The following is a 13,895-nucleotide window of genomic DNA, read 5'->3' on the forward strand; positions in this document are numbered from 1 at the left end:
TGCGCCAACCCGGGCGACACCCCGCTGGTGGCAAACTGGGGCTCACACCCCCGCCGCCCGACCGACCCGGCCCCCTCCCCCCCGCCGCGCGGCGGTCGGGAGGGCGCCTTCGGGCCGGCCATGAGGCGCGGGTCAGCAGCGCCCCTCGCCGAGCATGATCCGCGCGATCAGCTCCTGGCGGCTGCCCACCCCGGTCTTGGTGAACACCGACTTCAGGTGGTCCTGCACCGTGTACGGCGTCATCGCGAGGGCCCGGGACACGTCCCGGGTGTCGCCGCCGCGCACCAGCAGCAGCGCCACCTCCCGCTCGCGGGCGGTCAGCCCGTACGCGGCCAGGTACAGCGGCATCACCTCGGCCGGCGAGGCGGGCGAGGCCACCACCGTCACCGCGCCCGCCGCCCCGCCGTCGCGCAGGGCGGAACCGTGCAGCAGGTACCAGCGGTCGTCCCGGCTCCAGACCCGCACCGGGGCCTGCGGGACGGGCAGCCCGTGCGCCGCCCGGCGGGCCTGCTCGGCGGCCATCGCCACGCCGGTCGGGACGGTCAACGAGGTCGGGGTGGGGTCGGCCAGCCGGGCGAGCAACTCCTCGGCGGGTCCGGACAGCGCCTGCAGCCGGTTGCGCCGGTCCAGCACCAGCACCGCCGGCCCGGCATCCGCCTCCTCGGGCGGGCCGGCCGGTACGTGACAGGCCCTCAGCGCGTTGCCCAGGTGCCGGGCAGCGGCGTCGGCGAGCTGCCGCTGGCCCTCCAGGTACGGACCGCGGTCCGGAGCCCGCAGGAACGCCGCGCACCCCCACATGCCGCCGGCCGCGTCGAACACCGCCCGTAACTCGTCCCCGAACCCGGCCGGCCTGACCTGCTCCCGGAACCGCACGCTCTCCCGCAGCGACCCCCGCGTCGCCCGGCTCAGCGTCTCGGCCTGCACCCCGCTGCGCCGGATCTCGGGGAAGGTCGCCACGTCGTCCGCCCACACCTCCAGCCGTACGGCGTGCTCGAACGCGTCCAGGGCGAGGTCCTCGCTCTGCACCGAGTTCACCAACCCGGTCGCCGGATCCGCGGTGTGCCAGCACACGGCGTCGAACTCCAGCACCGGCCGCAGCAGTTCATCCGCCCGCCGGAAGACCTCGGGTGCCGTCAAGCCCGCCCCGGCAAGCTCCCGCACCCCCTCGATCGCCGCCCGCCCCGCCACCCCACGTCGCCCCATCCGGTGAAGCTAGCACGACAGTTCGCGCCCCACCCACGTGTCGAACGACGAGGTGGCAAGGCGGCCCGAACCGCCCTCCTGGCGACGCCCCGTGACCGCCCCGCCCGGCGCTCGGGCGGCCTGGGCCTACGGTCGTTGGTGTCGGTTTTCCGCCGGACAACGGTGGCAGCCGCTGGTTGCCTTGGGGGCATGATCAACGCCAGCAAGTCCGCGCTCTTCCGTTCCCTCCACACTCCCGCTCGTCCGCTCGCGCTCGCGAACGCCTGGGACGTGGCCAGTGCCCGCGTCATCGAGGCCGCGGGGGCGGCCGCGATCGCCACCACCAGCGCCGGGGTGGCCTGGTCGCTCGGTGCCCCGGACGGGGACCGCGTCCCCCGGGGCCCGGTGCTGGACGCCATCGCGCGCATCGCGGCGGCGGTCGCCGTCCCGGTGACCGCCGACATCGAGGGCGGTTACGGACAGAGCCCGGCCGAGGTCGCGGAGACCGTCACGCGGGTGCTGGAGGCCGGCGTGGTGGGCGTCAACATCGAGGACGGCACCCGCCCGCCGGGCACCCTTGCCGACCGGATCGCGGCCGCCCGCGGTGCGGCGCGGCGGGCGGGCGTCGACCTGTTCGTCAACGCCCGTGTCGACACCTACCTGCTCGGGCTGGGCGACCCCGCCACCCGGCTGCGGGAGACGCTGGGACGGGCGCGCTCCTACGTGGACGCCGGCGCGGACGGGATCTTCGTCCCCGGTGTCACGGACCCCGGCGTCATCGAGGAGCTGGCCGCGGGTCTGACGGTGCCCCTCAACATCATGGCGGGGCCGGGCACCGCGCCGGTGGACGAACTGGGGGCCCTGGGCGTGGCCCGGGTCAGCCTCGGCTCGGGGGTGGCCCAGGCCGCCTACGCCGCGGCCCGGCAGGCGGCACTCGACCTGCACCGCGCCGGCGGCTACGACTCCCTCCGGCGGACCATCGACTACCCGGCGCTCAACGGCCTGTTCACCGTGAGCGGCTGACCGAGCCCCGGCTGCGGCGGTCCGGCCGGAGACCCGGCGCCCGTGCGCCGGCGCCGGGTCTCCGGTGGCGGTCCGTCGGGCTACTTGGCCAGGCGGGACCAGTCGGCCGGCTGGGCGGGGTCGAGTTGGCGGAGCTGGTCGAGGACCTTCGGGTCCTGGGCGTCGAGCCAGTCGGCGACCTGGCGGAAGGAGACGCAGCGGACGCCGTCGCGCTTGCAGACGCCCTTCATCACGTCCTCGACGGCCTGCATGTAGATGCCGCCGTTCCAGGACTCGAAGTGGTTCCCGATGAACAGCGGGGCGCGGCTGCCGTTGTAGACGCGTTCGAAGCCGGCGAGGTAGCTCTCGCGGGTCTCCTTCTCCCAGGTGTCGTACTTCCTGGGGTCGCCGTTGGTGGTGTTCCCGGACTGGTTCGCCAGGAAGTTGAAGTCCATCGAGAGGCTCTGGGTGGACTTGCCGGGGGTGGGGAGCAGCTGCAGCGGGAAGTTCCAGATGCCCTCCTTCTTCGTCGGCCAGACCTGGAACTCGCCCGGGGAGCTGGCGTCGTAGCGGAAGCCCGTCGCCTTCTCGGCCGGCAGCAGGTTCTTCTGGCCCTCCAGGCAGGGGGCGCGGCCGCCGACCAGTTCCTTGGTGTAGTCGAAGGGGAGCGGCGGGAGGTCCTTGAAGCCGGTGTTGGTCTTCCAGTTGGTGACGAAGGAGACGGCCTGGTCGAGTTCGCTCTTCCACTCCTCGGTGCTCCACTCGCCGCCGCCCTTGGCGTTGCAGAAGTGCCCGTTGAAGTGGGTGCCGATCTCGTTGCCGTCGAGCCAGGCGAGGCGCAGCTGTTCCAGGGTGTCCTTGATGTGGGGGTCGGTGGCGTAGTCGATGGAGGCGTCGCCGGGTTTGTGCTGCGGCGGCTTGTAGAGCGTGCTCTTGGACTTGGGGAGGGTGTAGAGGCCGCTCAGGAAGAAGGTCATCTGGGCGTTGTTCTCGGCGCCGAGCTTGCGGAAGCGGGAGAACTGGCGGTCGTCGCCCTCCAGTGCCCCGTCCCAGGAGAAGACGACGAACTGCGGCGGCTTCTCCCCGGGCTTGAGCTTCTCCGGCACGGGCTGCTTGGGCTGCGGGCCGGTGTCGGAGGTGGAGCCGTCGCCGAGCACCTTGACCTGGCCGTCCCAGGTGGGGGTGGGGGCGGGCGGTGGCGGGGCGGGGGCCTCGGTGGTGGTGCTCGGGGCGGGGCTGGGCGGGGTGGTGCCGGTGGTGGCGGTGGGTCTGCTCGGTGTGCCGTCGCATCCCGTCGCCAGGGCGGAGGCCCCGAGGACCCCCATCGCCAGCAGGATGGCCGAGCCGCGAGCAGTCCGCACGGGACCCCATTTCTCTGATCTTCAATCAGGAGCTGTTCAGAAGATGATCGATGAATGTGATCATCAGAACACTTTTGATCGACCTCTGTCGAGGTCGGGAAGGTGTGGCTTTGGTGGGGGTGGGCCTGGTGAGGAACTCCCTTGTAGGGCATGGGAGATGGCGCGCCGAGCGGGCTCCGGTGGAGGCCCTCGGAGGGTGTGGGGGTGAGGGGTGGTTCATCGTCGCCGCCACCGCAACGGCCGCGGCCGCCGAAGGGTTCAGCAGCTGATCGGGCGTCACGCGGGTTTCGGCCAAGTTCGTGGCATGGGCATGGCGCTACGTGCCCAGCCGTTCCGGCCCCGGCTAGGGTCGCTCCAGCTCAGCGAACCTCCGGCGCCCCACGGCCCTCGTGCGGCGTCCCGTGGACCTTCCCGATTGGACTGGTGTGTCATGAACAGGACGTACTACCGCCCGCTGGACCGTCCCTCGACCACGAGCGTCCGCAGCCGGCTCGCCGCCGCGGCCGGGGCCGCCGCAGTGGCCGCTTGCGTGCTCACCGGCGTCGCGGTCGCCGCCGCCGGTGCCGCGACCGCCGCGCCCGCCTCGGTCCCCAAGCCCGCCGTCACCGTCTACGGCGTGGCCGGCGCCACCCAGCCCGCCGCACCCCGCTAGACCCGCCCCTTCGACGCGCCCGGGTGGCGGTTCGTCCGAACCGCCACCCGGGCGTCGCCGTTCCCGCCGGAGGGCCCCCGGACGGGTTTCGCGGCATTGACAGGGGACATCCTCGGGCTGAATGCTAAGCAAGCGCTTAGTCAATGAGGATCCACCCCGAGGAGCCGCCCGATGGCCGAGACCCCCGTCGACCCGCCCGGACTGGACCTGGCCCGTCTCCGGTCCCGGCTGGAGCGCGAGCTGCCCGGCCTCCTCCAGGGGCCGCTGCGGGCCGACCTCGTCGAAGGGGGCCGCTCGAACCTGACGTACGTCCTGGGCGACGGCGCCTCCCGCTGGGTCCTGCGGCGCCCGCCGCTCGGGCACGTCCTCGCCACCGCCCACGACATGGGCCGCGAGTACCGGGTGATGACGGCGCTGCGCGACACCGGGGTGCCCGTGCCCCGGACGCTCCTGCTCGACCCGGACGACGAGACCCTCGGCGCCCCCTGGTACCTGATGGAGTACGTCCCCGGCACTGCCCACCGGGACGTCGCCCCGCTCGCCGCCCTCGGCGAGCGGCGGGTGCACGCACTCGGGCAGCGGCTGGTCGACACCCTCGCCACCCTGCACCGGATCGACCCGGCCGCCGTCGGCCTCGCCGACTTCGGCCGGCCCGAGGGCTACCTGGAGCGCCAGCTGCGCCGCTGGTCCAAGCAGTTGGCCGCCTCCCGCAGCCGCGACCTGCCCGAGCTCGACCGCCTGCACGCCAGGCTCGCCGAGCGCCTGCCGGCCTCGCCCGCGCCCGCGCTCGTGCACGGCGACTACCGCCTCGACAACGTCCTGGTCGACGACGCCGACACCATCACGGCCGTCCTGGACTGGGAGATGTCCACCCTCGGCGACCCGCTCACCGACATCGGCCTGCTGGTGATGTACACCGAACTCGCGGGCGTCGGCGGCGGCATCATCCCCTCCGCCATGACCGCCCCAGGCTTCCCGAAGGCCGACGAGATCGTCTCCCGCTACGCCGACGCGACCGGCCGCCGGGCCGAGGACCTCGACTGGTACGTCGCCTTCGCCTCGTTCAAGCTCGCCGCCGTCGCCGAGGGCATCCACTACCGCTTCCGGCAGGGCCGCACCCTGGGCGCCGGCTTCGAGCGCGCCGGCGAGATGGCCCCGATCCTCGCCCGGCACGGCCTGAGCACCCTCAAGGAGAGCTGAGAACCGATGGACTTCGCCTACGACGCCCGGACGGAAGAACTCCGCGAGCAGCTGCTCGCCTTCATGGACGAGCACGTGTACCCCGCCGAGCCCGTCCTCGCCGCCCAGCTCGCCGACCCGGCCCGCGACCGCTGGGCCGTGCCCCCCGTCGTCGCCGACCTCCAGGCCGCGGCCCGCAAGCAGAAGCTCTGGAACCTCTTCCTGCCTGGTGAGCTCGGGGCCGGCCTCACCAACCTCCAGTACGCCCCGCTCGCCGAAATCACCGGCCGCAGCATCCAGTTGGCCCCGCCCGCGCTCAACTGCGCGGCGCCCGACACCGGCAACATGGAGCTGCTCGCCCAGTTCGGCAGCGCCGAGCAGCGCGAGCGCTGGCTGCGCCCCCTCCTCGACGGCCGGATCCGCTCGGCCTTCGCGATGACCGAGCCCGAGGTCGCGTCCTCGGACGCCACCAACATCGAGACCCGGATCGAGCGGGACGGCGACGCGTACGTGGTCAACGGCCGCAAGTGGTACATCACCGGGGCGATGAACCCCGACTGCCGGATCCTCATCGTGATGGGCAAGACCGATCCGGCCGCCGAGCCGCACCGCCGGCAGAGCATGCTGCTCGTCCCGCGCGACACCCCGGGCGTGACCGTCCGGCGCGGCATGACGGTGTTCGGGTACGACGACGCCGACCATGGCGGCCACGCCGAGGTGCTGTTCGAGGACGTCCGCGTCCCGGTGGGGAACCTGATCGGCGAGGAGGGTACGGGCTTCGCCATCGCCCAGGCCCGGCTCGGCCCCGGCCGGATCCACCACTGCATGCGGGCCATCGGCATCGCCGAGCGGGCGCTGGAGCTGATGTGCCGTCGGGCCAACGAGCGGGTGGCCTTCGGGAAGCCGCTGGCCGAGCAGGGCGTGGTGCAGGACTGGATCGCCGAGTCCCGGGTGCGGATCGAGCAGCTGCGGCTGCTGGTGCTGAAGACCGCCTGGCTGATGGACACCGTCGGCAACCGGGGGGCGCACACCGAGATCCAGGCGATCAAGATCGCCACCCCGCGCACCGTCGAGTGGATCCTGGACAAGGCCGTCCAGGCGCACGGCGCGGCGGGCGTCAGCCAGGACACCCCGCTCGCCCAGCTCTGGGCCGGCAACCGCACCCTGCGGCTGGCCGACGGCCCGGACGAGGTGCACAAGCGCTCGCTGGCCCGGAGGGAACTGCGGCAGTACCGGCGCTGACCCGTAGGGGTGTGACACCCGGGTATTCCGGGGCCGGTTGGCCCCCAGGTATGACGGCGGCGGCCCGTTCCCGACCGTAGTGTCCTGCGTGTTCGATCGATCGGAACACGGAGGGACACCATGGGAATTCCGGGACGGGCGGTGGCGGCGGCGGTGCTGGCGGCGGCAGCGGCGGTGGGCACGATCGGCACGGCCGCGGGAGCGGTCCTGCCGCCGCCGGGGGAGACGAGCCCCGGGCGGCAGGCCCGGGCCTGGCTGCCGGAGCCCAGCGGGCCGTACCCGATCGGGACCACCGCCGTGCACCTCACCGACACCGCACGGGAGGACCCCTGGCACCCCGGGCAGCGGCGCGAGCTGATGATCAGCCTCTGGTACCCGACCTCCCGGCCGGCCGCGGGCGACGACCGGGCCCCGTACATGGAGCCCGCCGCCGGGCGGCACTTCGACGGCCCGGACGGCGTCGGCCTGCTCAACTACGGCACCACGCCCGGCCGCACCGACTGGTCGGCCATCCGCACCCACGCCCGCCGGGACGCCCCCGCGCTGCCCGGCGGCCCGCGCCCGGTGGTGCTGTACTCGCCCGGCCTCGGCGACCCGCGCACCTGGGGGACGGCGCTGGTCGAGGACCTCGCCTCGCGCGGCTACCTGGTGGTCACCGTCGACCACACCTACGAGGCCTCCGAAGTCGCCTTCCCCGGCGGCGACCTGGCCCCCTCGGTGCTCCCCGGCATGCTCGGGCAGCCCGGCCTGGACGTCGGCGCGGTGCTGCGCAAGGCGATGGACACCCGGGTGGCCGACACCCGCTTCGTGCTGGACCAGCTCGCCGCGCTCGGTGAGCGGCCGGGCCTGCCCGCCGGGGTCGCCGGGGCCCTCGACCTCGGCCGGATCGGCATGGTCGGCCAGTCGGCGGGCGGCTTCACCGCGCTCCAGACCATGCACGACGACCCGCGGATCGCGGCCGGGATCAACATGGACGGCCAGCTGCACTTCCCCGGCCCCGACGGCCACACCGGCGTCTTCCTGCCCAGCGTCGCCGAGGACGGCCTCGACCGGCCGTTCCTGCTGATGGGCACCGGCAGCGAGGACTCCGGCGGCTACCGCGACCAGCCCGGCTGGAACGCCCTGTGGCGGCACAGCACCGGCTGGCACGCCGACGTCACCCTCACCGGCTCCCGGCACGGCTCGTACACCGACGCCCAGCCGCTGCTCCCGCAGCTCGCCCGGCAGGGCGTGCTCGGCGCCGACCAGCTGCGCAAGGACGTCGGCGACATCCGCCCCGGCCGGGCCGAACTCGCCACCCGCAGCTACGTCGCGTCCTTCTTCGACCGCTGGCTGCGCGGCCAGGACGACCACCTGCTGGACGGGCCCTCGGCGCGCTTCCCGGAGATGGCGTACGAGCGGTAGCCGGGCCCGGCGTGCCGGGGGCACCGGACGGGGTCAGCGGATCCCGGAGCCCGGGTTGGCCCCGTCCCACCGCCGCCGGGAGTCGACGATCGCGTCGTGATGGTCGTACGACCAGTCCGTCATCGCCCGCACCAGGTGGGTCAGGCTGTGGCCGAGCGGCGTCAGCTCGTACTCCACCTGCGGCGGGACGGTCGGGTGGACGGTCCGCGAGACCATGCCGTCCCGTTCCAGGCGGCGCACGGTCAGCGTGAGCATCCGCTGCGAGATGCCCGGCAGCGCGCGCTGCAGCTCGCGGAACCGCCGTACGCCCTGGGCGAGTTCGACGACGGTGAGGACGGACCACTTGTCGCCCAGGCGGTCCAGCAGGTCGCGGATCCCGCAGTCCACGCCCTCCTCGCACCAGACCACCGGGCGGGGGGTGGTTACCGCGGTGTGCCCTGCTGACATGGAAGTGCCTCCTTACGCCGGACGCCCAGGCTACCGAGGATGGTCGCGAAGCCGACGACCGATCATCTGCTCGACCGACCATCCCTGGAGGAACCCCATGCTGCTCGTCACCGGAGTCAACGGAGGCCTGGGCGCGCTCGTGCTGGAGCGGCTCGCCGGGCGGGAGGGCGTCGTCGCGGGCTCGCGCACACCGCAGCGGGTGCCGGCGGGCGTCCCGGCCCGGCTGGTGGACTTCGACCGGCCGCGGACACTGGCGGAGGCCTTCACCGGCGTGCGGAGCCTGCTGCTGATCTCGGCCGGCGCCGCCGAGGACGACGTGGTGATCGCCCGGCACGGCGCCGCGATCGGGGCGGCGGAGCGGGCGGGCGTCGATCACGTGGTCTACACCAGCCTCTCCGGCGACGGCGACCACCTGCCCTACGCCCTCGCCCACCGCTGGACCGAGCGGCGGCTGCGCGAGTCCGCCACCCTGCGCTGGACGGTGCTGCGCAACGGCCTGTACGCCGAGTTCCTGGGCGCGATCGCCGCCCCCGGCCCGGACGGGGTGATCAGCGCCCCGCTCGGCGACGGGCGGCTCGCGGCGGTGGCCCGGGCGGACCTGGCCGAGGCGGCGGTGAACGTCGCCCTGGCGCCCGACGGGCACGCGGGCCGGACGTACGAGCTGGTGGGGGAGCGGGCGGTGGGCGGCGCGGAGGTGGCCGAGGCGCTCGGCGCCGCGTACCGGCCGGGACGGCTGACGGACGCCCGCGCGGCGGTGGCGGCCTCGGACGCCCGGGACTTCCAGGTGCCGATGGTGGTGGGCACCTACTCGGCGATCGCCCACGGCTTCCTCGCCGGCCCGGGCGGGCCGGGCGACCTCGCGGCCCTGCTCGGCCGCGCGCCCCGCCCGGCCCTGGAGGTCATCGCCGAGGGGCGGTGACCTCCGGGTCACATGCCGCCGCCCAGGGTGACCCCGCCGTCGACGACCAGGGTCTGGCCGGTGATCCAGCCGGCGTCGGGGGAGAGCAGGAAGGCGACGGCGCCGGCGATGTCCTCGGGGACGCCGAGGCGGCCGAGCGGGTAGGCCTTGGCGACCTTCTCCTCGCGGCCCTCGTACAGGGCCTCGGCGAACCTGGTCTTGACCACGGCGGGGGCGACGGCGTTGACCCGGATGCCCTGGGGGCCCAGCTCGGCGGCGAGTTCGGTGGTGAGCCGGATCAGCGCGGCCTTGCTGACGCCGTACATGCCGATCCCGAGCGAGGAGCGGATGCCCGCGATGGAGGCGACGTTGACGACCGAGCCGCCGTGCTCGCCCAGCCACGCGGCGTGCGCGCGGCGGGTCCAGGCCAGCGGGGCCAGCACGTTGACGGCGAGGATCTTGGCGGCGGCGGCCTCGTCGGTGTCGAGGACCGGCCCGTAGACCGGGTTGATGCCGGTGTTGTTGACCAGGTGGTCGAGCCGGCCGAAGGCCTCCAGGGTGCGGGTGACCGTCTCCTCCTGGTGCGCCGGGTCGTCGGCCTTGCCCGCGACGGCGATCGCGTTCTCCGGGCCGCCCAGGTCGCGGACGGCCTCGGCCAGCGGCTCCGGGTTGCGGGCGGTGAGGCAGACCCTGGCCCCGCGGTCGACCAGCTCGCGGGCGATGCCGAGGCCGATGCCCCGGCTCGATCCGGTGACGACGGCCACCCGGCCCTTGAAGGAGTGCACCACGGAGCGTCCTGCCTTTCGTGCGGGGGATCCCTGCTGTCAGCTGACTAAGCGCTTGCTCAGCATGCTGTCGGTGCGGGAGGCTGTCAACAGTCCGCCGACCGCTTGCCCGTCGCACGCCGGCCCGGGTCGGGGGTCGGGCCGAGGGGCGGGCCGAGGGGCGGCCGGCGCGAAAGCCTGTACGAGTTTCTCTGGGAGGATGACGCCATGACCAGCACCCCGCTCGCCGACCTCTGGCCGACCCTGCCCGGCGCCGACGCCCGCCCCGAAGCGGCGTACCGGCTGCTCCAGGCCGCCGTCGAGTCGTTCGCGGAGCGCGGCTTCCACGCCACCACCACCCGGGACATCGCCACGGCGGCGGGGATGAGTCCGGCCGCGCTGTACATCCACTACCAGTCGAAGGCCGCGCTGCTGGCCGAGATCAGCCGGGCCGGGCACGCCGCCACGCTGACCCTGGTCCGGGGCGCGGTGGCCGGCGGGGGCGGACCGGCCGAGCGGATGCGGGAGCTGGTCGAGCAGTTCACCGCCTGGCACGCCCGGGCCCGGACGGTCGGCCGGGTGGTCAACTACGAGCTGCACGCGCTGCCCGAGGACGCCTACGCGGTGGTCGCGGCGCTGCGGCTGGACATCGAGCGCGAGGTCAGCGCGCTGATCGAGGCGGGCGTGGCGGCGGGGGAGTTCCAGGTGGCGGAGGTGCGGACGGCGGCCCGCGCGGTCACCTCGCTGGGCATCGACGTCTCCCGCTGGTACACCGACAACTCCTCCGAGGCGCCGGAGGAGCTCGGGCGCCGCTACGGGGAGCTGGTCCTGCGGATGCTCGGCGCCCGGGTCTGAGCCGGCGCCCCCGTGCCGTCCGTGCCGCTCCGGGCCCCTTGACCTGCTGCGACGAGGCGAGCAGACTCGTATACGCAGTACGTGTCCCTCGTACGTGTGCCTCGTAGACGTACGGCGCCGACGACGTTCGGCACCACCCGGCCCCGAGAGACGGCCCCCGCGCGGCCCCGCGCCGCGCCCCCAGCAGCACCCTCCCGCGGCGGCCACGCCCCCGACCGGCGGCGCCGACGGGAGCAGACCCCGACCCGGGCCGGTCCGGCCGGCCGTGTCGCGGGGCCCGTGCGGCCCGGCGGCACCGGGACGGCGCGCGTGGCGCGCCGGGCGCGGCCCGGGTGGAGGGAGAGGGGAGGCGCGGCAATGCCTTCCCAACAAGCCCCCGCCCATCGACGACCGAGCCCGGTGCGCCCGCGATTCTGGCTGGAGACGGCCCTCGGCGCGCTGTCCGGGCTCCTGTTCCTGCTCACCCTGGTGTGGCCGCAGTGGATCGAGACGCTGCTCGGCCTCGACCCGGACGCCGGCAGCGGCGCCGCGGAGTGGCTGGTGGTCGCGCTCGCGGCCGCCGTCACCGCCGGGTGCGCGCTCGGCGCGCGGACCGAGTGGCGCCGGGCGCACCCGGCCCCGGTCCGCGCCGCGCGGTGAGCGGATCGGAGGACCGTCATGACCGACACCGCACCCGCCGCCGCACCCCGGCTGACCGACCTCGTCCGGAGTGCGCCGCTGAGCTTCCTCGGCACCGTCACCAGGGTCGGCGGCACCTCGCTCGCCGCCCTGCCGGCCGAGGCCAGGAACGAACGGACCGCCGTGGTCCGGGTGGACCAGGTGCTGCACGCACCCGCGGCCTTCCGGCAGCTCGGCGGCAGCGAGGTCACCGTCCAACTGGCCACCGACGCCGAGCTGTTGAAGGTCGGCGACACGGCGGCCTTCTTCACCAGGGGGATGGTCTACGGGGAGGGCCTGGGCGTGGCCGAGGTCGGCCGGCTGCCGGCCGACGCCGTCCGGCAGCACGTCTCGCTGGCCGCCACCACGGCCGACGAACTCCCCTTCTCCTCGGTGCAGCGGGAGATCCGCGACCAGGACCTGGCCGCGCACGCCGCCGAGGCGGACGCCGTCGTGGTCGCCACCGTGGTCGGCCTGGAGGACCTCGGCCTGGCCGAGTACTCCGAGCACGACCCGCACTGGTGGCGGGCCACACTCGACGTCTCGCTCGTCGAGTCCGGCGGCGCCGCCCCCGGACCGACCACCGTGCTCTACCCGGCCAGCGGGGACATCCGCTGGCGCGCAGTGCCCAAACCGGCGCCCGGGCAGCTGGGCCTGTGGCTGCTGCACGCCACCGGGGGCGAGCTCGCCGCGCGGGCGCCGTACCGGCTGCTCCACCCCGAGGACTACCAGCCGGCGCAGAGGCTCGCCGTGCTGCGGGAACGGAGGTGAGCCGACATGCCCACCATCAAGGTCGTCAACATCACCCCGAAGGCGCTGAGCGGCGACACCAACCTGGACAGTGAGCCCAACCTCGCGGTCGACCCGGAGAACCCGCTGGAGATGGTCGCGACCGCCTTCACCCCCGACCCGATGAACGGGCCGCTCGCCCCCGTCTACGTCTCGACGGACGGCGGGGACACCTGGGTGCTGAACAGCGTCGTCCCGGGCAACGGGGCACTCGGTACCGGGGACATCAGCGTCGGCTTCGGCGGGGCGGGGGGCCGGCTCTACACCGGCATCCTCAACGGCCAGAGCGGCGACCTGCAGGTCCTGCGCGCGCCGGACATCACCGCGAGCACGCCGATGGCCGTGCTCGTCGACCGGAGCGGGGAGGACCAGCCCTGGGTCGTCGCCACCACCGTCACGGCGAACGGCGGCAGCGGCGACCGGGTGTACATCGGCAGCAACGACGTCGCCCAGCCCGGCGGCACCGCCACCGTGGACGTCTCGAACGACGCCGGCACCGGGCCCGCTCCGGCCGGTTTCGCGCCCGTCAAGCTCGACCGGCACACCGGCACGCTCTTCGACGGGCCGCCGGTGCGGATCGCCGCGCACCCGGACGGCACGATCTACGTCGCCTTCCTGAGCGTGACCGCCACCGGCGCGGGGGCCCTGATCACCTTCGACGTCGTGATGACCCGTGACGACAAGGGCGGCGTCGGACCGAACCCCTTCGAGGACCTCCTCGACTCGGCCGTCGGCGACGTCGGCCAGCGCGTGGTCACCGGCCGCAAGGCCCGGTTCAACCCGCACCAGCGGTCGCTGGGCCAGGAGCGCACCGGTGCGGACCTGGCCGTCGCCGTGGACCCCACCGACTCCAACAGCGTCTGGATCGCCTACTGCGACAACCTCGGCGGAACCGCCCCCACCGACTACGTGCTGCACAGCCGTCACTCGGCGGACCGGGGCCAGACCTGGGCCGCGGCCCGCCCGGACGTGGTCAACGGCAAGAACCCGTCGCTGGCGGTCAACTCCGACGGCCTGGTCGGGCTGGTCTACCAGCAGTTGGTCCACAACCAGTGGTCGACGGTGCTGGAACTGACCGCCGACGGCTTCGGGACGACGGAGAGCCATGTGCTGCACCAGGCCCCGGGCGACGTGCCGTCGGCCGGGACGCAGCTGCCGTACCTGGGGGACTACCTCCGGATGGTCACGGTCGGAAAGGACTTCTACGGCGTCTTCGCCGGAAACAACACCCCCGACCGGGCCAACTTCCCGGTGGGCGTGACCTACCAGCGCAACGCCAACTTCACCACCCACCAACTGCTCAGCTCGGACGGGGTCACCCGGGTGCCGCCGTCCATCGACCCGTTCTTCTTCCACCGGGCCGCCTGAGCACCCGCGCACCCCCGCATCCCAAGGCGCCCGCCACGACCGGTCGTGGCGGGCGCCCTGCTGTCGGGCACTGTGGCTTTCGGGGCAGGGGTTCA

At 74.2% G+C, this 13,895-nt stretch carries 14 protein-coding genes; 10 read left to right on the plus strand and 4 right to left on the minus strand.

From position 1 onward, the window contains the following. Positions 1 to 132: 132 nt before the first annotated feature. Positions 133 to 1,203, minus strand: coding sequence for a helix-turn-helix transcriptional regulator (locus ACWDCZ_RS35260; protein WP_449817999.1), 1,071 nt, complete (start codon positions 1,201 to 1,203; stop codon positions 133 to 135). Positions 1,204 to 1,392: 189 nt separating this feature from the next. Between ACWDCZ_RS35260 and ACWDCZ_RS35265 the strand changes: the two genes are divergently transcribed. Next, positions 1,393 to 2,205: an isocitrate lyase/PEP mutase family protein gene (locus tag ACWDCZ_RS35265; RefSeq protein WP_449818000.1), complete on the plus strand. Its 813-nt coding sequence runs from the start codon at positions 1,393 to 1,395 to the stop codon at positions 2,203 to 2,205. Between the two features lie 80 nt (positions 2,206 to 2,285). On the opposite strand, the gene ACWDCZ_RS35270 is transcribed toward ACWDCZ_RS35265, so the two are convergent. Then, a complete protein-coding gene (locus tag ACWDCZ_RS35270; RefSeq protein WP_449818006.1) occupies positions 2,286 to 3,509 on the minus strand; it encodes a hypothetical protein in 1,224 nt (407 codons plus the stop codon). A 466-nt stretch (positions 3,510 to 3,975) separates the two neighbouring features. Here ACWDCZ_RS35270 and ACWDCZ_RS35275 point away from each other — a divergent pair, with 466 nt between their 5' ends. The 4 genes from ACWDCZ_RS35275 (at position 3,976) to ACWDCZ_RS35290 (ending at position 8,022) form a co-directional block, all read left to right on the plus strand. Continuing rightward, complete coding sequence (locus ACWDCZ_RS35275) at positions 3,976 to 4,197, plus strand: hypothetical protein (protein WP_387824120.1); 222 nt, start codon at positions 3,976 to 3,978, stop codon at positions 4,195 to 4,197. Positions 4,198 to 4,368: 171 nt separating this feature from the next. Further along, positions 4,369 to 5,397 (plus strand): phosphotransferase family protein, encoded by a 1,029-nt coding sequence (locus ACWDCZ_RS35280; RefSeq protein ID WP_449818001.1) that lies wholly within the window; start codon positions 4,369 to 4,371, stop codon positions 5,395 to 5,397. 6 nt (positions 5,398 to 5,403) lie between these two features. Then, complete coding sequence (locus ACWDCZ_RS35285; protein ID WP_449818002.1) at positions 5,404 to 6,618, plus strand: acyl-CoA dehydrogenase family protein; 1,215 nt, start codon at positions 5,404 to 5,406, stop codon at positions 6,616 to 6,618. 120 nt (positions 6,619 to 6,738) lie between these two features. Then, positions 6,739 to 8,022 (plus strand): alpha/beta hydrolase family protein, encoded by a 1,284-nt coding sequence (locus tag ACWDCZ_RS35290; RefSeq protein WP_107418803.1) that lies wholly within the window; start codon positions 6,739 to 6,741, stop codon positions 8,020 to 8,022. A 33-nt stretch (positions 8,023 to 8,055) separates the two neighbouring features. On the opposite strand, the gene ACWDCZ_RS35295 is transcribed toward ACWDCZ_RS35290, so the two are convergent. Continuing rightward, positions 8,056 to 8,469, minus strand: coding sequence for a winged helix-turn-helix transcriptional regulator (locus ACWDCZ_RS35295; protein ID WP_049651883.1), 414 nt, complete (start codon positions 8,467 to 8,469; stop codon positions 8,056 to 8,058). Positions 8,470 to 8,566: 97 nt separating this feature from the next. On the opposite strand from ACWDCZ_RS35295, the gene ACWDCZ_RS35300 reads away from it, so the two are divergent. Further along, the gene (locus tag ACWDCZ_RS35300; RefSeq protein WP_449818003.1) at positions 8,567 to 9,388 is read left to right on the plus strand and encodes an NAD(P)H-binding protein; all 822 of its coding nucleotides are present in this window, start codon (positions 8,567 to 8,569) and stop codon (positions 9,386 to 9,388) included. Positions 9,389 to 9,396: 8 nt separating this feature from the next. Here the strand turns inward: ACWDCZ_RS35300 and ACWDCZ_RS35305 are convergent, their stop codons facing one another. Beyond that, positions 9,397 to 10,155, minus strand: a complete 759-nt coding sequence (locus ACWDCZ_RS35305; protein ID WP_074003674.1) for an SDR family oxidoreductase — start codon at positions 10,153 to 10,155, stop codon at positions 9,397 to 9,399. A gap of 204 nt (positions 10,156 to 10,359) precedes the next feature. Here ACWDCZ_RS35305 and ACWDCZ_RS35310 point away from each other — a divergent pair, with 204 nt between their 5' ends. From ACWDCZ_RS35310 to ACWDCZ_RS35325, 4 genes are all read left to right on the plus strand, one after another. Further along, on the plus strand, positions 10,360 to 10,986 hold the full coding sequence (locus ACWDCZ_RS35310; RefSeq protein WP_049660629.1) for a TetR/AcrR family transcriptional regulator: 627 nt from the start codon (positions 10,360 to 10,362) through the stop codon (positions 10,984 to 10,986). A 399-nt stretch (positions 10,987 to 11,385) separates the two neighbouring features. Further along, complete coding sequence (locus ACWDCZ_RS35315; RefSeq protein ID WP_234348641.1) at positions 11,386 to 11,625, plus strand: ABC transporter permease; 240 nt, start codon at positions 11,386 to 11,388, stop codon at positions 11,623 to 11,625. A gap of 18 nt (positions 11,626 to 11,643) precedes the next feature. Continuing rightward, on the plus strand, positions 11,644 to 12,414 hold the full coding sequence (locus ACWDCZ_RS35320) for a hypothetical protein (protein ID WP_449818004.1): 771 nt from the start codon (positions 11,644 to 11,646) through the stop codon (positions 12,412 to 12,414). Between the two features lie 6 nt (positions 12,415 to 12,420). Beyond that, positions 12,421 to 13,800 carry a hypothetical protein gene (locus ACWDCZ_RS35325; protein WP_449818005.1) on the plus strand — a complete coding sequence of 460 codons (1,380 nt, stop codon included), beginning with the start codon at positions 12,421 to 12,423 and terminating at the stop codon, positions 13,798 to 13,800. The last annotated feature ends 95 nt before the right edge of the window (positions 13,801 to 13,895 follow it).

The sequence above is a fragment of the Kitasatospora sp. NPDC001225 genome, assembly GCF_053597855.1.

Coding starts and splice junctions, on each gene's coding strand:
- ACWDCZ_RS35280 (WP_449818001.1), top strand. CDS start 4,369: ATGGCCGAGACCCCCGTCGACCCGCCCGGACTGGACCTGGCCCGTCTC.
- ACWDCZ_RS35260 (WP_449817999.1), bottom strand. CDS start 1,203: ATGGGGCGACGTGGGGTGGCGGGGCGGGCGGCGATCGAGGGGGTGCGG.
- ACWDCZ_RS35275 (WP_387824120.1), top strand. CDS start 3,976: ATGAACAGGACGTACTACCGCCCGCTGGACCGTCCCTCGACCACGAGC.
- ACWDCZ_RS35310 (WP_049660629.1), top strand. CDS start 10,360: ATGACCAGCACCCCGCTCGCCGACCTCTGGCCGACCCTGCCCGGCGCC.
- ACWDCZ_RS35265 (WP_449818000.1), top strand. CDS start 1,393: ATGATCAACGCCAGCAAGTCCGCGCTCTTCCGTTCCCTCCACACTCCC.
- ACWDCZ_RS35290 (WP_107418803.1), top strand. CDS start 6,739: ATGGGAATTCCGGGACGGGCGGTGGCGGCGGCGGTGCTGGCGGCGGCA.
- ACWDCZ_RS35270 (WP_449818006.1), bottom strand. CDS start 3,509: ATGGGGGTCCTCGGGGCCTCCGCCCTGGCGACGGGATGCGACGGCACA.
- ACWDCZ_RS35295 (WP_049651883.1), bottom strand. CDS start 8,469: ATGTCAGCAGGGCACACCGCGGTAACCACCCCCCGCCCGGTGGTCTGG.
- ACWDCZ_RS35325 (WP_449818005.1), top strand. CDS start 12,421: ATGCCCACCATCAAGGTCGTCAACATCACCCCGAAGGCGCTGAGCGGC.
- ACWDCZ_RS35320 (WP_449818004.1), top strand. CDS start 11,644: ATGACCGACACCGCACCCGCCGCCGCACCCCGGCTGACCGACCTCGTC.
- ACWDCZ_RS35300 (WP_449818003.1), top strand. CDS start 8,567: ATGCTGCTCGTCACCGGAGTCAACGGAGGCCTGGGCGCGCTCGTGCTG.
- ACWDCZ_RS35285 (WP_449818002.1), top strand. CDS start 5,404: ATGGACTTCGCCTACGACGCCCGGACGGAAGAACTCCGCGAGCAGCTG.